Raw genomic sequence first — 22,836 nt, 5'->3', positions numbered from 1 at the left:
TCGCGGGCGTCGTCGTCGAAGGGTGCCATCGCCTCGCCGAAGTTCTCGAACGGGCGCTTGCCGCCTTCGGGGTGCGGGTAGTCGGTCGAGAACATGAAGAGCTCCGCGCCCTCCTGCTCGACGAGCCACTGCGTGTCCTCGAACGGGAACGGCGTGAAGCGCACCTGGCGACGGATGTAGTCGGCGGGCAGCAGCGGCAGGTCCTTGAGCAGCGGCTCGAACTTCGAGAATGAGCGGTGCGCATGGTTGACGTTGCGCAGCATGCCCGGCACCCATGACGCACCGAGTTCGATTGCCGCGCCGCGCAGGTCGGGGTGGCGTTCGAACACGCCGTCGAGGGCGAGGCAGGCGAGGAACCGCTCGGGCGAGTGGTGCAGGACGGGAAAGTCCTTGGCCCGCATGTTTTCGCCGCCGCCCAACCAGTCCGTCGGGCGCGGGTGGCCGTTGTTGTGGAACGCCTTTGGGAGCAGACGCCCGCCGCCGACGTGGAGGACGAAGGGCACGCCCGCCTCGGCCAGTCGCGCCCACACCGGCTCGACCGACACGTGCGCCGGCGAGAAGTCGCCCGGTGCGTCCGACGGCACCCACATCGCCTTTACGCCGGCGTCGAGCGCCATGTCGAGTTCGATCAGCGCCCGCTCGGGATCGCGCAACGACAGGAAGCCGACGGGCAACAGCCGGGCGTCGTCGGCACAGAACGCGCTGATGGCGCGGTTGAGGGCGCGCACACCGCCGTAGTGGACGTCGTTGTCCTGACTGAAGTTGAAGTGAGCGAGAGCGAAGGTCGGGAACACCAACTGCGCGGTGATGCCAAGGGCGTCGAGCACCTTCGAGCGCACCTCGACGTCGAGCGCGCCCGGCGCCTGCCACCCCTTCGGACCCTTGATGACGTCGGCGTCGATGGCCTGGGTCTTGTGCGACGCCCACAGATCGGGCAGCGAGTCCATCAGCTTTTTGGCGCCGGCCCCGGCGCCGTCGAGCCCGAGCGGGTGCAAGCGATCACGCACATCCGGATCGGCGAAGGCGGGCAACCACTCGCCCGTCTCCATCACATGGCTGTCAGCGTCGAATACCAGAGACACTCGCTACCCCAGCTTGCCGAATAGGAACTGCGCCACCATCGTGCCGGGCTCGAACGAACCGGCGAGGGAACTCATCATGTAGCCGCCGTCGATGATGACGTTGACGCCGTTGATCCCGCGGGCCGCGTCGCTGTTGAGGAACGCCATGGTGTCGCCCATCTCTTCGGGCGTGCCGTATTCGGTGCCGGTGGCTTCGCGCCAGTCGTTGCCGAAGCCGAGCCACAACTCCTCGTTGGCACGTGCCAGCGGGGTGTCGGTCGGACCGGGGCAGATGGCGTTGATGCGGATGCCCTTCTGCGCCAGCGGGAAGGCGGCGCGGGCCACGTAGGTCAGCATCACGCGCTTGGACCACAGGTAGTTGTCGCGGAAGACGTTGTCTTCGCGCTCGATCCACTCGACGGCCGACTCGTAGGTGTCGTGGGTGAGGAACTCGCCGATGATCTCGGCTTCGGTCTCCCATCCGAGGCCGGCGGCCGAGCTGATGAAGCAGATCGCTCCCCCGCGCCCGAGTGCCCCGGACGCGATGAGCGAATCGGCGATGTGGCGATGGGCGATGAAGTTGATCTTCATCAGACCCGGCGTGCCGTCGGCGACACCGGCGGCGCTGAACACCGCGTGCACCGGCCCGCCCACTTCGGCGAGCGCAGCGTCGATGGCGGCGCGGTCGCGCAGGTCGACCTGAATCGACTCCTTCACGCCGTCGTAGGTGACGGGCGCATAGTCGAGCACGACGACTTCGGCGCCGAGGTCGATGACGGTCTGCGCCGCCGCCGCCCCCATGCCCGTCGCGCCGCCGACGACCAGCACGCGCTTGCCGTCATACCGAAAACGATCTGCTGCACTGCTCATCAATGGGCCTCCTTCGTCGGCCCAGATGAGCCTGGGCTCGCTGTCTCTTTGTATTCGCTCGCAAGCTCGCTCATAACGGGTACGCCACCGCCTTTGTCTCGAGGTGTTGTTCGAAGCCTTCAATGCCGCACTGGCGGCCGATGCCGGAGTTCTTGTAGCCGCCGTAGGGCGAGTCGGCGCCGTACCAGACGCCGCCCTGCACGCTGATCGAGCCGGTGCGGATACGACGGGCCACGCGTTCGCTGCGCTCGACGCTGCCCGAGTGCACGCCCCCCGACAGGCCGTAGGCGCTGTCGTTGGCGATCTTGATCGCCTCTTCCTCGGTGTCGTAGGCAATGGCGCACAGCACCGGGCCGAAGATCTCTTCCTGCGCGATCGTCATGTCGTTGGTGACGTCGGTGAACAGCGTCGGCTCGACGAAGAAGCCCTTGTCGAACTGCGCCGGCTTCTTGCCGCCGAGCGCCAGCGTGGCGCCTTCGTCGACGCCCTTCTGGATGTAGCCGAGCACGCGCTCCTGCTGCTTCTTGGAGATTTGCGGGCCCATGAGGTTGCTCATGTCCGACGGGTCGCCGTAGGGCATGCCGCTCATCGCCGCGATCAACAGCTCGACGGCCTCGTCGTAGCGGCTGCGGGGCAGCAGGATGCGCGTCTGGATGGCGCAGCCCTGACCCGCGTGCACGCACACCATGGCCGCGCCGGGAACGGTCGCCGCGATGTCGGCGTCGTCGAGCACGATCATCGCCGATTTGCCGCCGAGTTCGAGGAACACGCGTTTGAGCGTGGCCGCGCCCTTCTCCATGATGCGCTTGCCGACCGCCGTCGAGCCGGTGAAGGAGATCATGTCGACGAGCGGGCTGAGCGTGAGCTCTTCGCCGACGAGGTGATCGGCGCTTGTCACGACGTTGACGACGCCCGGCGGGATGTCGGTCTGCTCGGCGATAAGGCGGCCGATGCGGGTGGCGTTGAACGGGGTGTCGGGTGCGGGCTTGAGCACGCAGGTGTTGCCCGTCGCCAGGATCGGACCGAGCTTGTTCAGCGTGACCTCGATCGGGAAGTTCCACGGCACGATGGCGCCCACGACGCCCATCGCTTCCTTCCACACCTTGCGCTTCGAGGCGATGCCCATCATGTCGCCCGGCGGCAGGTCGCGCTCCCACTCGAACTTGTCGATCATCTCGGCGGGCCACAGCAGCGCGTCCTTGAGCGGCGCGTCGAGTTGCGGCGCGTACGTCAGCATGCGCGGCGCGCCCGCCTCGGCGATGACCTCCTCACGGAACAGCTCGCGCTCGGCTTCCATCGCGGCCTGCAACTGGAGCAGGCACTGCTTGCGGAACGCGTGGTTGGTGGACCAGTCCGTCTCGTCGAAGGCGCGGCGGGCGGCCTGGATCGCCTGCTGCATGTCGTCGGCCGAGGCGTCGGCCACCACACCGAGGACTTCCTCGGTCGCCGGGTTGATGTTTTCGAAGGTCTTGCCGGAACTGGCCTCGACGAGCTTGCCGTCGATCAGCATGCGGGAGTCAGACCCGAGATCTAACGCTGACGTCATTTTCGTAAGTTAAGCGGATGCCGCACACCAATGCCGCCCCCTACGCCGCGTTCGACGAACTGGCGATCGACCGCCCAGCCGACGGCGTCGTCCGGATCACGCTCGACGCCCCCGGCCTCAACGCCGTGAACGCCGCCGCCCATGGCCAGCTGGCCGACGTGTGGCCGGTGATCGACCGCGACGAGACGGCGCGCGTGGCCCTCATCCGGGGCGCGGGCAAGGGGTTCTCGGCCGGAGGCGACTTCACCATGCTCCAGGCGATCATCGACGACTACGACGTCCGCCTGCGCACGTTGCGCGAGGCGCGCGACCTGGTGCTCAACATCGTCGACTGCTCGAAGCCGATCGTGTCGGCCATCCACGGCCCGGCGGTGGGCGCCGGCCTCGTCGCCGCGGTGCTGGCCGACATCTCGATCGCGGCGCGCACCGCCAAGATCATCGACGGCCACACCCGTCTCGGCGTCGCCGCCGGCGACCACGCCGCGATCTGCTGGCCGTTGCTGTGCGGCATGGCGAAGGCGAAGTACTACCTGCTGACGTGTGACCCGCTGACGGGCGAAGAGGCCGAGCGCATCGGCCTGGTCTCACTGTGCGTCGACGACGATGGCGTGCAGGAGCGCGCCCTGGAAATCGCCACGCAGCTGGCGGCCGGCGCGCAGAACGCCATCCGCTTCACCAAGCACACGCTCAACCACTGGTATCGCGCCCAGGCCGCGGCCTTCGACGCGTCGGTCGCCTACGAGATGCTCGGCTTCGGCGGCCCCGACGCGCGCGAGGGACTCGCGAGCCATCTGGAGAAGCGTCCGCCGCGCTTCTAGAGCCCGGTCGGGAACGTCTCGGGCGCTTCGCCCTCATCCCAGCGGGCGCTGCGCTCCAGCGGTTCGACGGCGGTGGTGCGGTCGACGTGGATCACGGCGTCGAACTGCTGGCTCATCGACGCGTGGAACCAGTGGCTCGCCCGCTCCGTCTCGGGCCGGTAGATGACACCGATGGCACGCTCGAGCCGCCGCGCCCCGAGGACGTCGGCGACGCGTTCGGTGGGCACGAGAAACGCCGGTAGCCCGCAGGCGTGCAGCAGCGCCTCGTGACTGTCGGGCAACGCCGGCCGCACCCGCTTGCGCTCGGCGACGCCACCCCAGTCCGACGCCGCGGTGACCGTTCCGTGGTCAGTCGTGAACCCGACGTTGAAGCACTCGCCGGGCCACTGCGTGCGCGCCAGTTGGCCGACGTTCCACTCGCCCCACTGCCCCATCTCGGTGTGCCGAGCGTCGCCCACGTGCGAGTTGTGTTCCCACACGACGACGCGGGCGGCGCCGAGCTGGCCGTGCAGGTGGTCGACGAGGGCGGCAAGGGTGTCGGCCATGTGCCGGTCGCGCAGATTCCACGAACTGACCCGGCCGCGGTACATCTCGCGGTAGTACTCCTCGGCGTGGTGCACGAGGTGAGCGTTCTGTTCGGCGAAGAAGAACTCGTCCTCGGCCAGCCAGCCGTCACGCGACAGGATCGCGTGCGCCTGGCGACGCAGGTCGACGAGTTGGCTGATCACCTGCTGCTCGCACGGCACCGTGAGGTTGAGCGACACCGCGTGGCCGTACTCGGGGCCCTCACCCGAGACGTGATCGAAACAGCTGTAGCGCTCCCGCGCGCGCGCCGCGGCGGCGGGATCGACGCCGTCGAGGTAGCGCACGACCGCTTCCATCGAGGCGCGCAGGCTGTAGAGGTCGAGCCCGTAGAAGCGGGCGCGCGAACGCATGTCGCCGTGCGCCGCGTTGCGAGCGCGCAGCCACTCGACGAAGCGAACGACGTCGGCGTTGCGCCACATCCACGCCGGGAAGCGTTCGAAGTCGGCGAGCGACTCGGTAGCGCTGGTGTCGTCGGAGCGATGCGTCACGTACCGGTTCACGCGGTACGCGTCGGGCCAGTCGGCTTCGACGGCGACGGCGTTGAAGCCTTTCTCCTCGATCAGCCGCTGCGTGATGCGCGCCCGTTCCCGATAGAACTCGTGCGTCCCGTGCGACGCCTCCCCGAGCAGCACGACGCGGCGATCCCCGATGCGGCGCAGCAACTCGTCGTAGTCGTCGGACGCGCCGGTGATCGGAACGGCGGCGGCGCGTACGGCGTCGACGTCGGCGGCGAGGGCGGAGCGAGCCATCGCCTCACACCTGCTGGCCGAAACCCGCGCGGGCGTCTTCGAGCCAGCTGATGACTTCCTCGTCGGTCGTGGCGCCGAAGTCGTCGTACCAGAGACCCACCGCCGTGAACGGGTCGGGGGTGCGCAGCGCCACGACGTCGTCGGCCACGCCGCGCAGGCGCTCGGCGCCGTCGACGGAGGCGACGGGCACCGCCACGATCACGCGCGCGGCGTGCAGATGCCGCACGGTCTCGACCGCGGCCGCCATGGATGCGCCGGTCGCGAGCCCGTCGTCGACGATGATGACCACACGGGCGCGCACGTCGGGGAACGGCAAGCTGTCGCGATAGACGTGCTCGCGTCGTTGCAACTCGTCGCGCTCGCGTTCGATCGTCGGCGCCAGCGCCTCAGGGGCGAGGCCGAACTCGGCCAGCGTCTGCCAGTCGATCACCGTCACACCCGCGGGTCCGACGGCGCCCACGGCAAACTCCTCGTGCCCCGGAAACCCGACCTTGCGGACGATCAGGGCGTCGAGTGGCACGTGGAGGTCGCGGGCCACGACGCCGGCGACGGGCACGCCTCCCCGCGGCAGGCCGAGCACCAGCACGTCGCGGCGACCGCTGAATTCCTGCAGCGCCAACGCCAACTGGCGGCCGGCGTCCTCCCGGTCACGGAACCGAGCGTGGGGCTTCACGACGTCGCTACTTCCATCACTGCCACCAGCATCCGGTTCGCGAGCCAGCGGTGTAGGGCCGATCGGCTCTAGTCGGCGGAGCGGGACGCGCACACTTTTGAAGGTATGCCCGAAACCGCCATCGATCAGCACGTCGTCGTCCCGTCCGGCACGGCGCAACTCTCCGGGCATCTGGCCATTCCGGCCTCCGCCCGCGGCGTGGTCATCTTCGCCCACGGCAGCGGGAGCAGCCGCCTCAGCCCACGCAACCGGTACGTCGCCGAAATACTCAACGCCGCCAAGGTCGGCACCCTGCTGTTCGACCTGCTCACGCCGGACGAGGAAGTGCGGCGCAGCAACGTCTTCGACATCGAACTGCTGGCGTCGCGGTTGCTCGGCGCCACGACCTTCACCCGCCGAGCGTTGGCCGACACCCTGCCGCTCGGCTACTTCGGCGCGAGTACGGGCGCGGCGGCCGCGTTGTGGGCCGCAGCCGAACTCGGCCGTGCGATTACCGCGGTCGTGTCACGCGGTGGCCGCCCTGATCTGGCCGCGGGCCGACTCGCCGAGGTGACCGCGCCGACGTTGCTGATCGTGGGCGGCGAGGACCACGTCGTCCTCGAACTCAATCGCGACGCGCTCGCCCTGCTGCGGTGTCCGGCCAAGCTCGTCGAGATCGCCGGCGCGACCCACGTGTTTCGAGGAGCCCGGCACGCTGGAAGCCGCCGCCCGCAGCGCGCGCGACTGGTTCGTGGCGCACTTCTCGCCGGGTGAGGGCTGAAGGTCAGCGGGTGACAAGCCCGCCGTCGACGGCGATGGCCTGACCGGTCACGAAGCTCGACGAATCGGAGGCCAGCCACACGCACGCGTCAGCGATCTCTTCGGGACGGCCGAGGCGCCCGACGGGTTCCATGGCTTGCATTGCCGCCACCGCCGCGGGTTCGTCGTGGGTGAAGCGAGCCACCATCTCGGTGTCGATGACGCCCGGGCACACCGCATTCACGCGGATGCGACCGGCGTACTCGAGCGCCGCGGCCTTCGTCAGCCCCACGACACCGTGTTTCGACGCCACGTATGCGGGACTGGTGGCGAAGCCGACGAGTCCCGCCACCGACGACATGTTGACGATGGAACCCCCACCGGTCTCGAGCAGCGCTGGGATCTCGTGGCGCATGCAGTGAAAGACACCTGTCAGGTTGATGGCGAGCGTGGTGTGCCAGTTCTCCAGCGAGCACTCCGCGGTCGGCGCCGAGGCGCCTTCGATGCCCGCGTTGTTGACGGCGATGTCGAGCCGCGCGAAGCGCCGCAGCGTCGCGTCGACCATGGCGGCCACGGATTCGTCGTCGGCGACGTCGACCCGCACGAACAGCGAACGACCGCCCTTGGCTTGGATGTCGGCGGCGACCAACTCGCCGCGGACGGCGTCGAGATCGGCGACCACGACGTCGGCGCCTGCGACGGCGAGCGCCATGGCGGTGGCTTTGCCGATGCCGCTGCTGGCGCCCGTGACCAGGGCCACTTTGCCTTGGAGTTCACTCATGCTGGTTCTCGTTCTGTCATGGCCGCATGGCCGGTGAGATGAAGTGCGTCGCGGGCCCATCCCGGCTCGACGACGACGCGGACGCCGCGCTGCTGCAGGACTTCGGCGGCGTCGAGCAACGAATCGATCGTCGAGAGGTCGATGCCGCGGGCGTCGCGCAAGTCGAGCACGGCCTGCTCGACCTCGTTTCCGACCCCGAGCAGCGCCCGTTTCGCGAAGGCGAATTGGTCCCGGCCGACATAACCGGAAAAAGGCACAACAAGGTCCGTGAGCGTCCGAGCCATGGGTCGATGATCCGCGAGCGCACGTTTTCAGGACAGAGGCGAAGGTCCCGAATCAGAAATCGACGATTGGCCCCTGTCCGGGCGGCGCCCCCGGGAGCACCATGAGGGAGTCAAGGAGGTGCGTGTATGTCACGCCACTGCATCGTCGTCGGAACGGACGGCTCGGACGCGTCGGGGCGGGCGCTCGACTGGGCGATCGCCGAAGCCAAGGTCGTGGGCGCCGACCTCGAGGTCGTCCACGTGTGGTCAACCCCCGCGATCGCCCCCGAAGCGATTCCCGTGCCGGTCGATCGCGCCGAAATCGAAGCGCATGGAAAGTTCGTGCTCGAGGCGGCCCTCCACGATGCGCTCGACCGTGCGGGCGCCGCCCCGTCGCGCGTCGACAGCGTGCTCGTCGAAGGCGACGCCGCTCACGTGCTGTGTGAACGCGGACGTGAGGCCCGCCAGCTCGTCGTGGGCCGCCAGGGTCACGGATTCGTCGGTCGCGCCTTCCTCGGTTCGGTGGCGGATCAGTGCGTCCACCTCGGCGCCGGACCCGTCACCGTCGTCCCGTCGGAAGCGCCCGCCTACGGCGCACGCGTCGTGGTCGGAGTCGACGGCAGCGCCGACGCGCAGGCAGCCCTGACGTTCGCGATGGCGAGTGCCTCCGAGCGGCACCTTCCGCTCACGATCATGTTCGTGTACCCGGTGGGTTCCTCACTCCCAGGCGTCGCCGTGCCCGCCGAGATGGGCGACTACGGCCGCACGCTGATCGACGACATGATCGATCGCGCCCGAGCCGACCAGGCGCCACTACCGCCGGCCATTGAGCCGTTAGCCGTCGCCGGCAACGCAGCCGCGGCGCTGCTCGAAGCCGCGAATGGCGCTCACCAACTCATCGTCGGCGCCGGCCGCTCCGACGTCGTGCATTGGCTGTTGGGCTCGGTGAGCCGGCGTTGCGTACATCACGCACCCTGCGCCGTCACCGTCGTACGCGCCGAACTGCTGCGCTGAACTGTTAGGGCCGGGAGCGGTACCCGTAGCCCCAGCCGCCGAGAAGCAGCAGAAGCAACACTGCGATGATGAGAATGGTCAGCATGACCATGTCGTACCCCTCGTCGCGGTGGGACACACTCGCACGCGCCTGCGCCGCGCTCAGCGGTGTCATCGAAATCGCTCGGGGTGCCGCGGTCTTCGACCGCGAGTCGCTCGCTATCGGCGTGTTGCTGATCGGCTTTACCGCCATCACCTTCACGCGGCGGGAGCGCGTGGGCTGGATCGGTGTCGGCGCGCTGTTCGTGAACCAGGGCTTCTGGATGCTGACGGCGGTCGTCGACCTCACGCACGCCGCCCCGTCGGTGATCGGCGCGGCGGTCCCGGCGGTGTTGTCGGTCGCGGCCGTCCTCGGACTCGTCGCGGTGGTGCTGCGGGCGCGCCGGATACGCGAGGCCGCCGCGCTGCCGGTTGGGATTACCGGCGTCGTCATTGCCGCACTGCTCGTGGTGTGCGTACCCGCGCTCGGTCGCGACGCCGAACGCGCGCACCCCGGCGACCTGCGCATCAGTGCGCACAACGTCGAGTTCTCCACCGACCGCCTGACCGCGCCCAGCGGCGACATCGGCGTCGTCTTCCGCAACCAGGACCTGTTCTGGCACACGTTCACGATTCGCAAGCTGCACGTGAATTTGCGGGTCGCCACCAGCGGCCGCGGCCGGGTTGTCATCAAGAACGTCCCGGCCGGGACCTACCGATTCATCTGCGCCATCCCCGGCCACGAAGCGGCCGGCATGAAGGGCGAACTCGTCGTTACTTGACGATCACGGCGGTGACCATGCCGTACATCCCGTCGTCCTTTTCGACGTGCGGGAGAATGTGGCAGTGCCACACCCAGGTGCCGGCCTTGTCGAGGTGCACCAGCACGGTGTAGCGCTCGCCTGGGCCCACGCTGAGCGTGTCGACCTTGTACGGCGCCGGCACGGGGAATCCGTCCTTCGCGATCACGATCTGGTCGAACTGGTGCATGTGCATCGGGTGGTACTGCGAACCCTCGTTGAAGTAGTCGACGAGGATCCAATCACCCTTGTTGGCCACGACCGGCGCGGTGGCCGGGAAGCTCTTGCCGTTGAGGCTGTAGCCGATGACGCCCGAGTCGTTGAGCACCATCGGGAAGTGCTGCGCGATCTGCACGCCCTGGTATTCGGCCGGCAGCGGCATGTCGCCCTGGATGATCGTGCCGAACATGCCGTTGGGCATGCTGACCTGCGACATGAAGTGCGGGTGGTACATCGCCACTGCGGGCTCGTCCGCCGTCCAGACGTACTCGAAGCTGTCGCCGGGCTTGATGGGGTCCTGCGTAAAGGGCGATACCCCGTCGTACTTGTTGTCGACGTTGATGCCGTGCAAGTGCAGGTCGGTCGCCATCGGCGTCTTGTTGTGCAGGATCAGGTGCACTTTGTCGCCGACGTTGACGCGGATCTGGGGCCCTGGAACGGTCCCGTTGAAGGTCCAGGCGTCGACGATCTTGCCCGGTGACACTTCCCACTTCGTGATCGCGGCGGTGATGTCGAACCACTTCTCGTTGCCCTTGACCTTGGTCGGCGCGAGCGGCTGGTTGCCGAGGCCTTCGGTCTTGGCCGGGAACGCCGTCATGCTGTCGAGCATCGACTTGGTCATGGCGGCGTAGTCCATCGTGCCCGACGACGACGACATCGAGGACATCGATTCCGAGGACGACGAGCCGCCGCTGGTGATCGTCAGCTTCGCCTGCATACCGGCTTCACGGTGGCCCGGGATCGAGCAGAACATCGTGTAGGTGCCGGGCTTCAGTTTGGAAACGTCGAGCGTCTCGTTCTTGCCGGCGTCGAGGTTCGACGTGGCGAGGCCCTGGCCTTCGATGGTCAGGTTGTGGGTGACCGACCCGGCGTTCATGGCCATGATCGAGCCGCCCTCGGGAACGGTCGCGTCGTCGATCTTGAATTCCTTGAGGTTGACCATGGCCGGCGCGGACGTGTTCCCCGCCGCGACGCTGGTGCCCGTGCCCTTCGTCTGATCAATGGCCCGCCAGCCGAAGCCAACACCAACGGCCGCTACGACCAGCGACAGGGCGGCGACGAAAACGGTAACGACCAAGAGGTTGTCCCGGCGCGAACCCTCGGGCAGCGATGCAAGAGTCATGCATCAAGATTCGGATTTGTCCGTCTTTTGGCGTAGGGCCGAATGGCCCAGATGGACGGCCCTGATGGTCCCGATCTGTCAGAGAGATGGTTTGCCGCGGCGCTCCGACAAGCGCGCCGCGTATGCCGCGGCTTCGGCCCGCCGGCTCATCCCCAGCTTGCCCAGCATGTTGGACACGTAGTTCTTCACCGTCTTCTCGGCGAGGAACATGCGCTCGCCGATCTGGCGGTTCGTGAGGCCTTCGGCGATGAGCTCGAGGATCGTCTGTTCCTGCGTCGACAAGCTGGCGAGCTCGTCGTTGTCCTCGCGATGACGGATGCGGTCGAGGACGCGGGCGGTGACGGCCGGGTCGAGCAGCGACTCGCCGCGGGCCACGCGGCGCACGCCCTCGACCAGGTCGGTGCCCCGCACTTGCTTGAGCAAGTAGCCCGACGCACCGGCCATGATCGCCGCGTAGACCGCGTCGTCGTCGGAATACGACGTGAGCATGATGCAGGCGATCTCGGGATGCAGCGAGCGAATCTCGCGGCAAACTTCGACGCCGTCGCCGTCGGGCAGCCGCACGTCGAGGATGGCCACTTCCGGCGACGTGGTCGGAATGCGGCTCAACGCCTCGGCTGCGGTGGCGGCTTCGCCGACGATTTCCATGTCGGGCTCAGCGCCGAGCAGCTCGCGGACGCCACGGCGAACGACCTCATGATCGTCGAGCAAGAACACACGGGTAGCCACGGGACCATTGTGGCCCGATTCGCGTGTGCCGGGTAGCCACCGGGACTTGGGACCATCGGCACTGGTCGCTCGAGCGGCTGGAAGCCCATCCTGCGATCAGGATGGTGACGTCGAGTGGAAATTGATCGCAACGGACTGGAAGTACTGCCGCGGGAGGAGTGTCTTCGGCTGCTGGGCAAGGCCACCATCGGCCGCATCGGCCTGAGCATGGGCGCGTTGCCGACGGTGCTGCCGGTGAACTTCTTCCTCGACGACGCCTGGATCCTCGTGCGTACCAACGTCGGCGCCAAGCTCGACGCCGCGCTCGACAATGCGGTGGTTGCCTTCGAGGTCGACGACTTCGACCCGCTGTATCACTCCGGCTGGAGCGTCGTCGTCACCGGCACGACGCGCGAGGTGACCGATCCCGAGGAGCTCGAGCGCCTGGAACTGATGCCGGTGCCGCGCTGGCTGCCGTCGAGCGGTCGCCTGATCGCGATTTCGACCGACCTCGTCACCGGCCGGCGCCTGCGCCCCTAGAAGCGGCGGCGCAGCGGCACGATCCAGTCGACGACGAGCCCGTTGCCGTCGCGGGGCATCATCGTCATGCTTCCGCCGAGCCGCTGGGCCCGCGCCGCCATGTTCTTGAGACCGTGCCCGTCGGCCCGGGGCGCGCCCTGCATGCCTACGCCGTTGTCGCTGACGCGCAGCTCCACCTTGTCCGTCACGAAGACCTCCACGGTGATCGCCGTCGCCTGGCTGTGACGGCGGGCGTTGCTCAGCGCCTCACGCAGGGTGGCAAGCAGTTCTTCGGCGATCTCGTCGGGCACGGCAGTGTCGACCGGGCCGTCGAAGAGGATGTGCGGTTCGAAGCCGAGCACCTCGCTGACCTCATCCGTTGTCGCCAGGATGCGCGACCGCAGATGGTGCTCGTCGGCCCCCGACGCTTCCAGGGCGAAGATCGCGGAGCGGATGTGTTTGATCGTGATGTCGAGGTCGTCGACGGCCGACTCGATGCGACTGGCGGTCGTCGCGGGGTCGGTGTGGGCCATGCGCGCCGTGGCCTGCAGCGCCAGGCCGGTGGCGAACAGGCGCTGGATAACGGTGTCGTGCAGGTCGCGGGCGATGCGCTCGCGGTCTTCGACCACCGCCAGTTCCTGCACGCGGTTGTGCAGGCGGGCGTTCTCGATGGCGACCCCGGCCGCCGAGGCCAGCGCCACGGCCAGCTCCTCGTCGATCTCGCTGAACTCGGGCGCGTCGATCTTCTCGGTCAGGTAGAGGTTGCCGAACACCTCGCCGCGCACGCGGATGGGCACGCCGAGGAACGACTTCATGGGCGGGTGGTGCGGGGGGAAGCCGTAGCTGTCAGGGTGCTTCTTGAGGTCCGGGAGCCGGATCGGCTGGGCGTCGACGATCAGCAGGCCGAGGATGCCCTTGCCTTCGGGCAGGTCGCCGATGAGGGCGTGCGTGTGGGCGTCGATGCCGACGGTGATGAAGTCCTCGAGGCGGGTGCGGGAGGGATCGAGCACGCCGAGGGCGCCGTACTTCGCCTCGACGAGTTCCGTCGCCACCACGACGATGCGGTGCAGCATGGCGGAGAGGTCGAGGTCCGTGCCGATCGTGACGACCGCATCCACCAGCTTGTGCAGCGTGTCGTGAGATCCGGGCACCACCTAAGTATTTCCCAATAGGTTGCGCCTGTGGCGACGTTTGATACTTATGACGAATCGATTGCCCGCGGCATGGTCAAGGTGCACGAATCACCCGACCGCGGCGGTCTCGACGGATGGCTCGGCATCCGCCTCGACGATATGTGGGCCGGGGGCTTGCGAGCGACGCTGCCCGTGCGCGCCGAACTGCTCACGCCGATGGGCAACATGCACGGCGGCGTCCTGTCGGCCTTCTGCGACCACGTGCTCGGCGTGGTCTGCTACCCGGTGATGCCACGCGGGGCGTGGGCCGCGACCACCGAGTTCAAGCTCAACCTGCTGGCGCCCGTCACCCAGGGCGACGCCGTCGCCACCGCCGAGATCGTGGCGCTGACGAAGCGTTCGGCCGTCGTGCGCATCGACATCGAGAACGAAGGTCGCACGGTTTGCCTGGCGCAGGGAACGGTGACGATCATGCCGTCGCGAGCATGAGATCCCCCGCCGCATGAGATCGCTCGGCGCGAACAGTTGAGCGCACGGGTGTTGGTGCTCGAGGCGCCGCGCGACTTGCGGACGCGCCAGTTGCCGCTGCCGGCGATCGGCGACGACGACGGCTTACTGCGCGTCGAGGCGTGCGGGTTGTGCGGGACCGATCACGAGCAGTTCACCGGTGCCATCCCGGTGTTCGCGCCGTACGTGCCGGGCCACGAGATCGTCGGGATCGTCGAAGCGGCGGGTGACGCCGCGCTGGCGCGCTGGGGCGTGTCGATCGGCCAGCGCGTCGCCGTCGAAGTGTTCATGTCGTGCCGCGCCTGCGACGCGTGTGTGGCCGGCGACTACCGCCACTGCGTCGCGCATCCCTTCCCCGAGTTCTACGGCAATGTGCCGGTGGAGCGCGCGCCGGGACTGTGGGGCGGTTACGCCGAGTACGTCTACCTGCACCGCGACGCCGTGCTGCTGCCGGTGCCCGAAGGGCTCGACCCCGTCCTCGCCACCGCGTTCAACCCGCTCGGCGCCGGTATCCAGTGGGGCGTCAACGTGCCCGGCACCAAGGCGGGCGACGTCGTCGCCGTGCTCGGGCCCGGCATCCGTGGGTTGTCGGCGGCCGCCGCCGCCAAGGACGCCGGCGCGGCGTTCGTGATGGTCACCGGCGCCGGAGCGCGCGACGCGGCGCGTCTCGAAATGGCGCGCCGGTTCGGCGCCGACCTCGTCGTCGACGTGGCCCAGGAGGATCCGGTGCGCGCGTTGCGGGCCGCGGTCGGCGACGTCGCAGACGTCGTGGTGGACGTGACGGCGAAGGCACCCGCGGCATTCGCGCAGGCGATCCGCTTGGCGCGCCGGCGCGGCACGGTCGTGGTGGCCGGCACGCGCGGCGGTGGGGACGCCCCCGGCGTGAACCCCGACGAGATCGTCTACAAGGAGTTGAAAGTCGTCGGCGCGCTCGGCGTCGATGCCCGCGCCTACGCGCCGGCGTTCGCCACGCTGGCGTCTCGTCGGTGGCCCTTCGCCGAATTGCCGCGGGAAGTCGTCGGCCTCGACGACGCCGCGGGTTTGCTCGCCGTTATGGCCGGTGATGTCGCAGATGCGACGCCGCCGGTCCACGGCGTCGTCGTGCCGCAGTAGGAATTCGCGCAAGATCGGCGTCAGGCAAGCGTTACTTGTGGGCGCACATGCCGGTGCGCAGAAGTAAAAGGAGAACCATCACGTGAAGAAGCGTGTTGCTGTTGTCGGTGCTGCCGCGGCGTTGCTCGGCGGACTCGGCGCATTTGCCCTTGCCCCCAGCGCGCAGGCTGACCCCGTCATCTGCGTCAACATCGACCTGAACCTCAACGGCACCCCCGTCGCCCAGGCGATCTGCCTGCCGCCCGACGGCGCGCCCGGCGTTCCGGGCGTGCCCGGCGTCCCCGGCCTGCCGCCGCTCCCGATCTAGACCACTTCGTACTTCCCAGCATTTCCGAACTGGCACTGTCAGCGACCGCTTTGCGGTCACTGGCAGTGCCAGTTCGTTTTCCGCTACGAGAACGCCAAGCCGTCGAAGCGGCCGTTGGTGCGCCACTCGGCGATGTAGGCGAAGTACGCCATGGCGCCCTGCGGGTAGCCGACGAACAGCGACGCGCCGTTGGCCAGCGGCTGGCCTTCGTTGTTGTAGTAGCCGGGGGTGCACTCGGAGTTGGCGCCGAGCATGCGCCCCGGGCCGCTCAGTAAGAGGTCGAGCCACTCCTGCTCGGCTTCCTTCGTGACCTCGATCTGTTCGTAACCGTTGTCCACGGCGTGCTTGATCGTGAGCGCGATCGTCTTGCCCGACTCGGTGAGGTTGTGGGGCACGTTCGAAATCAGGTTGGCGCCCTGCGTCGGCTGCACGATGAACATGTTCGGGAAGCCGTGGACGTGCGTGCCGTGCTTGGTGCGCATGCCGTCGGCCCAGTACTCCGACAAGCGCACGCCGTCGCGACCGACGGGGTCGTAGTTGGCCCGCGAGGTGAACGACGTGCCCACCTCGAACCCCGTCGAATAGATGATGCAGTCGACTTCGTACTCGACGCCGGCCACGACCACGGCGTTCTTGGTGATGCGCTCCACGCCCTTGCCGTCGGTGTCGATCAGGTGCGTGTTCGGGTTGTTGTAGGACTGCAAGTACTCGTCGTGGAAGCACGGGCGCTTGCACAACTGGTTGTACCAAGCCTTCAGGTTCTGCGCCGTGTCGGGATCGGCGACGAGCGCGTCGACGCGGGCGCGGATCTCTTCCATCTTCTCGAAGTCGGCGTCTTCGAATGCCGCCATCATGCCCTCAGGCGTCATCTGATCAGCGGGGAGGGTGGCGATGCGGTCGCGGATGCGGCGCGACAGATCGGTCCAACCGTCCATCACGAGGTCTTCCTCGGCCCAGCCGCCGGTCTGGTTGGCGGTGAAGTTCTCGAGCCAGCGCTGCTGCCAGCCCGGCGTCGCGATTGTCTTGAACCACTCGGGGTCGGTCGGGCGGTTGTCGCGCACGTCGACGGAGCTCGGGGTGCGCTGGAACACGAACAGCTCCCCGCACGCCTTCGCCAGATGCGGGATGCACTGCACGGCGGTGGCGCCGGTGCCGATGATGGCGACGCGCTTGTCCGCCAGCCGCTCCATCAGCGCGCCCTTGGGGTCGCCGCCGGTGTAGGCGTAGTCCCACCGCGACGTGTGAAACGAGTGGCCCTCGAAATCCTCGATGCCGGGGATGCCCGGCAACTTGGGCACGTGCAGCGGTCCGGTGCCCATAGCCAGGTACTGGGCGGTGAACTCGTCGCCTCGGTTCGTGCTTATGACCCAGCGCGAGTCGGCCTCGCGCCAGCGGAGATCGCGCACCTCGGTGTGGAACAGCGCGTTGTCGTAGAGGCCGTACTGCTTGCCGATGCGCTGGCAGTGCTCGTAGATCTCCGGACCGCGGGCGTACTTCTCAGTCGGCATGTATCCGGTCTCTTCGAGCAGCGGCATGTAGACGAAGCTCGCCGTGTCGCACATGGCGCCCGGGTAGCGGTTCCAGTACCAGGTCCCCCCGAAGTCGCCGCCCTTCTCGATGATGCGCACATCCGTGATGCCCTGCTCGACGAGACGGGCACCGGTGACGAGACCGGCGAAACCGCCCCCGATGAAGGCCACCGTCACGTGGTCGCGCAGCGGCTCGCGCTCCTGCACCGGGATGTAGGGGTCGGTGAGGTAGCCCTCGAGGTGCGTGCCCGCCAAGTGGCGGTACTGCGCGTTGCCGTCGGCCCGCAGGCGCTTGTCGCGCTCGGCGCGGTACTTCTGCTTCAGCGCTTCCTTGGTTGCTGTGTCGATTGCCACTGTGTTCCCCCCAGAACTTGACCAGGCGGTCAAGTTTAGTTGAGGGGACGAAGGTCCCGAAGATCGGTGTCTTCCCGCACTAGGACGCGCCGGGCGATTCCGGCATCCTGTGGAAGTGGATGGAGTTGCCGCCGCCGGGGATTAACCCCCGGCGGTCGGCTCCAGCTCCCGCTCTTCTCGCAGGTGCTCTTCGTGTTCGTGCTCGAACGCCGCCGCGCCTTCGCTGCCTTCGACCGACACGTTGGGCAGGAGCCGGTCGAGCCAACCCGGCAACCACCAGTTCTTGTCGCCCAGCAGTTCCATCGTGGCGGGGACGAGCAGCATGCGCACGACGGTGGCGTCGAGGAGCACCGCAGTGGCGAGGCCCGTACCCATGAGCTTGAACGTGCGGTTGTCCTCGAGCAGGAAGCTGCCGAAGACGACCACCATGATCGCGGCAGCCGCGGTGATGACCTTGGCGGTGGCCGCCAGCCCGTCGGCCACCGACCCGTGACTGTCACCCGAATGCAGCCACTCCTCACGCACGCGCGACAGCAGGAAGACCTCGTAGTCCATCGACAGGCCGAACACGATGGCGAAGAGCATCATCGGCGCCCATGGTTCGATCGGCCCGGGTGACAGACCGGTGAGTTTGCCGAACCATCCCCACTCGAACAGCGCCACCACGACGCCGTAGGCGGCGCCGATCGACAGCATGTTCATGATGACGGCCTTGAGCGGCACCAGTACCGAGCGGAACACCGTCATCAGGAAGAGGAACGACACGCCCAGCACGGCGAGGAAGAAGAACGGCAGGCGCTGGCCCATCTGATCGGACTGGTCGACGCTGGCGGCGGTGAAACCGGTGACGTGGATCGGCGAACCGATGGCCGCCACCACCGGCGGCAACACGGTCTTGCGCAACCGGTGCACGAGATCGGCGGTGGGCCCGTCCTGCGGCCCCGTCTTGGGCGCGACCGTCCACAACACTGCGGTGGGAGCGATCGGGCTGTTGGGAATCGGATCGGTGACGAAGGCGACGTTGGGATCAGCCCCGACCGCTTGCTTGAGCCCGGCGAGGGCGCTGGCCTGCGTGCCGGGTTGCAGCTTCGCCACGAGCAAGAGCGGCCCGTTGTAGCCCTTGCCGAACCCGTCGACCAGCAAGTCGTAGGCCTTGCGCGTCGTGGTGCTCTTGGCGTAGTTGGACTCGTCGGAGAAGCCGAGGCGGAAGCCGAGCACGGGAATCGACAGCAGCAACAGAGCGGCAGCCGAGGCGAGGAACGCCGTCCACGGTCGGCGCTGGATGCCGTGGCTCCAGCGGTACGCCAGCGTCTCGCGACGAGGCTTGACCGGGCGGTGCCGCACCTCGCGCTTGAGCGCCGGCACCGCGAAGCCGAAGCCCAGCGTGAGCGCGGCCAGCACGCCGGCGACGGCGAGGACGGGCCAGGCGCCGAAGCCGTAGGCGACCAGGCCGACGGCGACGAGGCCCGCGGCGATCAGGCCGCGCCAGCGGGTGCGCTCGACGTTCAGGCCGGAGAAGCCCAGGAGTGCCGGCAGCAGCGTGAGCGACGACAGCACCGTGATGAGCACCGTGACCGACGCGCTCACCGCGAGGCCGCGCACGAAGTCGACGCCCATCAGCAGCATGCCGAGCAGGGAGATGACCACGGTGCCGCCGGCAAAGATCACCGAGCGCCCGGCGGTGTCGAGCGCGATCGCGACTGACTCGCGCACCGTGTGGTTGAGGTGCAGCTGTTCCCGGTGGCGGGTGACGATTAGCAGCGCGTAGTCGATGCCGACGCCGAGGCCGATCATCACGCCGAGGAACGGGGCGAACTCCGGTACCGACAGCAGGTGACTGAAGAAGATCACGAACGCGCCGCCGATCCCGATGCCGAAGAGCGCCACCGATACCGGCAAACCCATCGCCAGCACGGAACCGAACGCCAAAATGAGGATGACGATGGCGAACCCGAGGCCGATGGTCTCGGTGGTCGGCGACTGGAAGGCGGCGAAGATCTGGCCGCCGAGTTCGATCTGTACGCCGTCGATGTGCGGCTCGGCCGCGAGGACCTTGGTTTTGATCGCCGGGATCTTGCCGAAGTCGGTGCCGCTCGGGAAGTTGATGTTGGCGTAGGCGATCTTGCCGGCCTCCGGCCCCGCGGCGGAGATGAACCGCTGGCCGCCCGGTTCGTACGGGCTCTCGACTTTGGCGATGCCGCGAATAGCGGCGACCTTCTGGAACATGGTCGTCATCGCCGCCTGGACCGCTGGGCTGTTCACGCCCTGATCGGCCTTGAACACGATGGTGCCCGTCATGCCGGACTGGCCGCCGGGGAACTCGGACTTGAGGATGTCGAGACCCTTGCCAGAGTCGGCACCGGGAATGTTGAAGTCCTGCTTGTAGTCGGCCTTCACGACGCCGCTGGCGATGCCGTTGAGGACGATGAGGGCGAGGACCCACAGCACGACGACGAGGCGGCGCCGGTCGTGGCACCACGTGCCGAGGCGAGCGAACATGGCGCCAGGCTACTGACGGGGTGTTACACCGGAGAAGCCGATGCGGGCCAGTTCACAACGTTCAAACGTTCAGCTCACGCGACCATTCACGAGCGCGGCGAGCTTCTTCGGCGCCTGGCTGCAATAGCTGTCGGCGACGAGCTCGGCGACCTCGTCCCAGTCGGTGCGGTCGTCGAAGATCATGGCGAGCACGTTTGACCCCCAGCCCGCCTTGAAGAACGGGTGCCCCGACCGCACGAGCGCCTCGAATTCGGGCGGGTCGGAACGGAACTGCATCATCGGGACGGGGCCCTCGGGTCGTTCGACGGCGAACACGTGGGCGAATGTGCGCTGGCGGATCAACCACCGGCGCCCGTTCCATGCGTCCTGTTCGTGGGCGTCGGGCAGCGCCAGGCAGATGGCGCGCAGCTTCTCTTCGACGTCCACGGGAACCTGGCCCCACTCCATCGCCGTCTAGTTTCGTCGCGATGCGACGGCAGGTGTCGGGCTTTCTGGCCGTGGCGCTATGCGTGCCGCTGGGCTCCTGTGCTGACAAGCCGATGCCGAAGGGCAACGTCACGGTGTTCGCCGCCACGTCGTTGACGGGCGCGTTCCGCGACATCGGCGCCGCATTCGAGGCGGCCAATCCGGGCACGAAGGTGACGTTCAACTTCGCGGCGTCGTCGGCGCTGGCGCAGCAGATCAGCGACGGCGCCACGCCTGACGTGTTCGCGTCGGCGGACACCAAGTCGCTGCGTACCGGCTCCGTGTTCGCGCGCAACCGACTCGTGATCGTCACCAAGCCCGGGAACCCCGGGCGCGTGAAGTCGTTGGCCGACCTGGCGCACGCCGGTGTGATCTCGCTGTGCGGCGCTGAGGTGCCGTGCGGCCTGTACGCCGCGACGGCGTTGGCGAAGGCCGGCGTGACGCTCGACGAGTCCGGCGTGACGCGGGCCCCGAACGCCGCCGCGACGCTGACCGCGGTGAGCGAGGGCGACGCCGTCGCCGGCATCGTCTATGCCACCGATGCGAAGGCGGCGGGCGCGCGCGTCGCCACGGTCGCGATCCCGGACGGCGTGAACGTGCTTGCGTCGTATCCGATCGCGACCCTCCGCCACACCCGCGCGGCGCGCGCGTTCGTGGCGCTCGTGCGCGGCCGCTCCGGCCAGCGCATTCTCGAGCGATTCGGGTTCATCGCGCCGTGAACGACGCCCGCCGACCACCCGCCGTGATCGTGGTCGGCGGCGTTCTTGCCGCGGCGTTCTTCGCGCTGCCGCTGTTCGGGCTGCTGCAACGGGCGCGCTGGTCGACGCTGGCCCACGACCTCACGACGCACGCCGCGCTGGACGCGCTTCGGCTGTCGTTGCTGTGCGCCGTCGCTGCAACCGTGCTCGCGGTCGTGTTCGGCACGCCCCTCGCGTGGCTCCTCGCCCGCGGCGAGTTCGCCGGCCGGCGACTGTTGCGTGGCCTCGTACTGTTGCCGCTGGTGTTGCCGCCCGTCGTCGGCGGCGTCGCGTTGCTGGCGGCGTTCAGCCTGCGCAGCCCACTCGGCGGCTGGTTGCACGACGCGCTCGGACTGCAATTGACGTTCTCTCCCGCGGGCGTTGTCATGGCGCAGACGTTCGTGGCGATGCCGTTCTACGTCATCACGCTCGAGGCGGCGCTGGCCGGCGTCGACCGCCGCTACGAGGACGCGGCCGCGACCCTGGGTGCCTCGCCGTGGCGCATCTTCTGGCGCGTGACACTGCCGCTGGTCGCGGGGTCGGTCGTGGCCGGCGGCGTGCTGGCGTTCGCCCGGGCGCTCGGTGAGTTCGGCGCCACCATCACCTTCGCCGGCAACGTGGCCGGACGCACGCAGACGCTGCCGCTCGACGTGTACCTGCTGCTCGAAACCGACCCGGGTGCGGCGCTGGCGCTGAGCTTGTTGCTGGTCGCGGTGTCGATCACGGCGCTCGTCGCGCTGCGCGATCGCTGGTGGGTGCGGGCGTGAAGGTCGCGGTCGCCGAGCGCGACATCCACGTCGAGTTCGACGCGCCCGACGGCCAAGTCACGGTGCTGCTCGGACCCAACGGCGCCGGCAAGAGCACGGTGTTGCGCGCCGTGGCGGCGTCGTCGCCGTCGCGGGTGGGATTGATGTTCCAGGATCACTTGTTGTTCCCGCACATGTCGGTGCTCGACAACGTCGCCTTCGGCCCGCGGTCGCGTGACGTCGGGCGCGCGTGGCTGGAACGCATCGGGCTCTCGGCGCTCGCCGCCGCCAAGCCGCGCACGCTCAGCGGCGGGCAGGCGCAACTCGTCGCACTGGCGCGCACGCTGGCGGCGTCACCCGACTCGTTGCTGTTGGACGAGCCGCTGGCCGCCCTCGACGCCGCCACGCGTGTCGCCGTGCGCCGCGAGCTGCGTCGGTTCCTCGCCGAGTTCGCCGGGGCGACTGTGCTCGTCACGCACGATCCCGTCGACGCGTATCTGCTGGCGGATCGCGTCGTCGTGATCGAGCACGGGCGCATCACGCAGGAAGGAACCCTCGCCGACATCACGGCGCGGCCGGCGTCGCGCTACGTCGCCGAACTGGTCGGCACGAACCTCGTGCGCGGCACGGCGACAGGTGTATCGATCACGACGGTTGAGGGCGCGCAGCTGACGCTCGCAGAGCCCGTCGACGGCGACGTGCTGGCGACGATCGCACCCGAGGCAATCACGCTGCACGCGGCCCAACCGCACTCGAGTGCGCGCAACCGCTGGCGCACAACCGTCGAGCACGTCGAGACGATCGGCGCGCGCGTGCGCGTCCAGTTGGGCGACCCTCTGCCGCTGGTGGCCGAGATCACACCGGCCGCAGCCACGGACCTCGACATCACGGAAGGTTCGGCCGTGTGGGCGAGCGTCAAGGCGACCGAGATCGTCACCTATCCGTCGTAACGCGACGTGGC

At 68.4% G+C, this 22,836-nt stretch carries 24 protein-coding genes; 11 read left to right on the top strand and 13 right to left on the bottom strand.

Annotation, left to right across the window (positions count from 1 at the left end; genetic code table 11):
* The 3 genes from VHC63_00305 to VHC63_00295 all read right to left on the bottom strand — a co-directional run.
* A partial coding sequence (locus VHC63_00305) for an amidohydrolase family protein (GenBank protein ID HVV35015.1) occupies positions 1-1,082 on the bottom strand: 1,082 nt, incomplete at its 3' end.
* 3 nt (positions 1,083-1,085) lie between these two features.
* Positions 1,086-1,931: an SDR family oxidoreductase gene (locus VHC63_00300; GenBank protein HVV35014.1), complete on the bottom strand. Its 846-nt coding sequence runs from the start codon at positions 1,929-1,931 to the stop codon at positions 1,086-1,088.
* Positions 1,932-2,001: 70 nt separating this feature from the next.
* Positions 2,002-3,477 carry an aldehyde dehydrogenase family protein gene (locus VHC63_00295; protein HVV35013.1) on the bottom strand — a complete coding sequence of 492 codons (1,476 nt, stop codon included), beginning with the start codon at positions 3,475-3,477 and terminating at the stop codon, positions 2,002-2,004.
* Between the two features lie 17 nt (positions 3,478-3,494).
* Here VHC63_00295 and VHC63_00290 point away from each other — a divergent pair, with 17 nt between their 5' ends.
* Complete coding sequence (locus VHC63_00290; GenBank protein HVV35012.1) at positions 3,495-4,295, top strand: enoyl-CoA hydratase/isomerase family protein; 801 nt, start codon at positions 3,495-3,497, stop codon at positions 4,293-4,295.
* Here VHC63_00290 and VHC63_00285 read toward each other — a convergent pair.
* The gene (locus VHC63_00285) at positions 4,292-5,629 is read right to left on the bottom strand and encodes an erythromycin esterase family protein (protein HVV35011.1); all 1,338 of its coding nucleotides are present in this window, start codon (positions 5,627-5,629) and stop codon (positions 4,292-4,294) included. The genes VHC63_00290 and VHC63_00285 overlap by 4 nt on opposite strands.
* 4 nt (positions 5,630-5,633) lie before the next feature.
* Positions 5,634-6,302 (bottom strand): phosphoribosyltransferase, encoded by a 669-nt coding sequence (locus tag VHC63_00280; protein HVV35010.1) that lies wholly within the window; start codon positions 6,300-6,302, stop codon positions 5,634-5,636.
* 105 nt (positions 6,303-6,407) lie between these two features.
* Between VHC63_00280 and VHC63_00275 the strand changes: the two genes are divergently transcribed.
* Complete coding sequence (locus tag VHC63_00275; GenBank protein ID HVV35009.1) at positions 6,408-7,055, top strand: hypothetical protein; 648 nt, start codon at positions 6,408-6,410, stop codon at positions 7,053-7,055.
* A 10-nt stretch (positions 7,056-7,065) separates the two neighbouring features.
* Here VHC63_00275 and VHC63_00270 read toward each other — a convergent pair whose 3' ends face one another.
* Complete coding sequence (locus VHC63_00270) at positions 7,066-7,821, bottom strand: glucose 1-dehydrogenase (protein HVV35008.1); 756 nt, start codon at positions 7,819-7,821, stop codon at positions 7,066-7,068.
* Entirely contained in the window at positions 7,818-8,105 is a 288-nt protein-coding gene (locus VHC63_00265; GenBank protein HVV35007.1) for a hypothetical protein, read from the bottom strand. Before VHC63_00265 ends, VHC63_00270 begins: the two co-directional genes overlap by 4 nt.
* Positions 8,106-8,231: 126 nt before the next feature.
* On the opposite strand from VHC63_00265, the gene VHC63_00260 reads away from it, so the two are divergent.
* Positions 8,232-9,098, top strand: a complete 867-nt coding sequence (locus tag VHC63_00260) for a universal stress protein (protein HVV35006.1) — start codon at positions 8,232-8,234, stop codon at positions 9,096-9,098.
* An 83-nt stretch (positions 9,099-9,181) separates the two neighbouring features.
* Positions 9,182-9,898, top strand: a complete 717-nt coding sequence (locus VHC63_00255) for a cupredoxin domain-containing protein (GenBank protein ID HVV35005.1) — start codon at positions 9,182-9,184, stop codon at positions 9,896-9,898.
* Here VHC63_00255 and VHC63_00250 read toward each other — a convergent pair.
* Positions 9,891-11,258, bottom strand: coding sequence for a multicopper oxidase domain-containing protein (locus VHC63_00250; GenBank protein HVV35004.1), 1,368 nt, complete (start codon positions 11,256-11,258; stop codon positions 9,891-9,893). The genes VHC63_00255 and VHC63_00250 overlap by 8 nt on opposite strands.
* Positions 11,259-11,336: 78 nt before the next feature.
* The gene (locus VHC63_00245) at positions 11,337-11,987 is read right to left on the bottom strand and encodes a response regulator transcription factor (GenBank protein ID HVV35003.1); all 651 of its coding nucleotides are present in this window, start codon (positions 11,985-11,987) and stop codon (positions 11,337-11,339) included.
* A 114-nt stretch (positions 11,988-12,101) separates the two neighbouring features.
* Here VHC63_00245 and VHC63_00240 point away from each other — a divergent pair, with 114 nt between their 5' ends.
* On the top strand, positions 12,102-12,506 hold the full coding sequence (locus VHC63_00240) for a pyridoxamine 5'-phosphate oxidase family protein (protein HVV35002.1): 405 nt from the start codon (positions 12,102-12,104) through the stop codon (positions 12,504-12,506).
* Here VHC63_00240 and VHC63_00235 read toward each other — a convergent pair.
* Positions 12,503-13,636, bottom strand: a complete 1,134-nt coding sequence (locus VHC63_00235; protein HVV35001.1) for a GAF domain-containing sensor histidine kinase — start codon at positions 13,634-13,636, stop codon at positions 12,503-12,505. The two genes, VHC63_00240 and VHC63_00235, sit on opposite strands and share 4 nt — an antisense overlap.
* A gap of 30 nt (positions 13,637-13,666) precedes the next feature.
* Between VHC63_00235 and VHC63_00230 the strand changes: the two genes are divergently transcribed.
* The 3 genes from VHC63_00230 (at position 13,667) to VHC63_00220 (ending at position 15,545) form a co-directional block, all read left to right on the top strand.
* Positions 13,667-14,107, top strand: coding sequence for a PaaI family thioesterase (locus VHC63_00230; GenBank protein ID HVV35000.1), 441 nt, complete (start codon positions 13,667-13,669; stop codon positions 14,105-14,107).
* 36 nt (positions 14,108-14,143) lie between these two features.
* Positions 14,144-15,238: a zinc-binding dehydrogenase gene (locus VHC63_00225; GenBank protein HVV34999.1), complete on the top strand. Its 1,095-nt coding sequence runs from the start codon at positions 14,144-14,146 to the stop codon at positions 15,236-15,238.
* Between the two features lie 82 nt (positions 15,239-15,320).
* The gene (locus VHC63_00220) at positions 15,321-15,545 is read left to right on the top strand and encodes a hypothetical protein (GenBank protein ID HVV34998.1); all 225 of its coding nucleotides are present in this window, start codon (positions 15,321-15,323) and stop codon (positions 15,543-15,545) included.
* A gap of 83 nt (positions 15,546-15,628) precedes the next feature.
* Here the strand turns inward: VHC63_00220 and VHC63_00215 are convergent, their stop codons facing one another.
* From VHC63_00215 to VHC63_00205, 3 genes are all read right to left on the bottom strand, one after another.
* Positions 15,629-17,428: an NAD(P)/FAD-dependent oxidoreductase gene (locus VHC63_00215; protein HVV34997.1), complete on the bottom strand. Its 1,800-nt coding sequence runs from the start codon at positions 17,426-17,428 to the stop codon at positions 15,629-15,631.
* A gap of 141 nt (positions 17,429-17,569) precedes the next feature.
* Complete coding sequence (locus VHC63_00210) at positions 17,570-19,927, bottom strand: MMPL family transporter (protein ID HVV34996.1); 2,358 nt, start codon at positions 19,925-19,927, stop codon at positions 17,570-17,572.
* A gap of 69 nt (positions 19,928-19,996) precedes the next feature.
* On the bottom strand, positions 19,997-20,374 hold the full coding sequence (locus VHC63_00205) for an MmcQ/YjbR family DNA-binding protein (GenBank protein ID HVV34995.1): 378 nt from the start codon (positions 20,372-20,374) through the stop codon (positions 19,997-19,999).
* A 20-nt stretch (positions 20,375-20,394) separates the two neighbouring features.
* Here VHC63_00205 and modA point away from each other — a divergent pair, with 20 nt between their 5' ends.
* From modA to VHC63_00190, 3 genes are read left to right on the top strand one after another with little or no spacing between them, the layout of a single operon-like run.
* On the top strand, positions 20,395-21,111 hold the full coding sequence (gene modA, locus VHC63_00200) for a molybdate ABC transporter substrate-binding protein (protein HVV34994.1): 717 nt from the start codon (positions 20,395-20,397) through the stop codon (positions 21,109-21,111).
* The gene (locus tag VHC63_00195) at positions 21,108-21,896 is read left to right on the top strand and encodes an ABC transporter permease (GenBank protein HVV34993.1); all 789 of its coding nucleotides are present in this window, start codon (positions 21,108-21,110) and stop codon (positions 21,894-21,896) included. The genes modA and VHC63_00195 overlap by 4 nt, the downstream gene beginning before the upstream one ends.
* The gene (locus tag VHC63_00190) at positions 21,893-22,825 is read left to right on the top strand and encodes an ATP-binding cassette domain-containing protein (protein HVV34992.1); all 933 of its coding nucleotides are present in this window, start codon (positions 21,893-21,895) and stop codon (positions 22,823-22,825) included. Before VHC63_00195 ends, VHC63_00190 begins: the two co-directional genes overlap by 4 nt.
* Positions 22,826-22,836: the final 11 nt, after the last annotated feature.

It is taken from the genome of Acidimicrobiales bacterium, assembly GCA_035546775.1.
Lineage (GTDB): Bacteria > Actinomycetota > Acidimicrobiia > Acidimicrobiales > JACCXE01 > JACCXE01.
The sequence above is the reverse complement of the archived record's forward strand: the minus strand, read 5'-3'. Positions and strand labels throughout refer to the sequence as shown.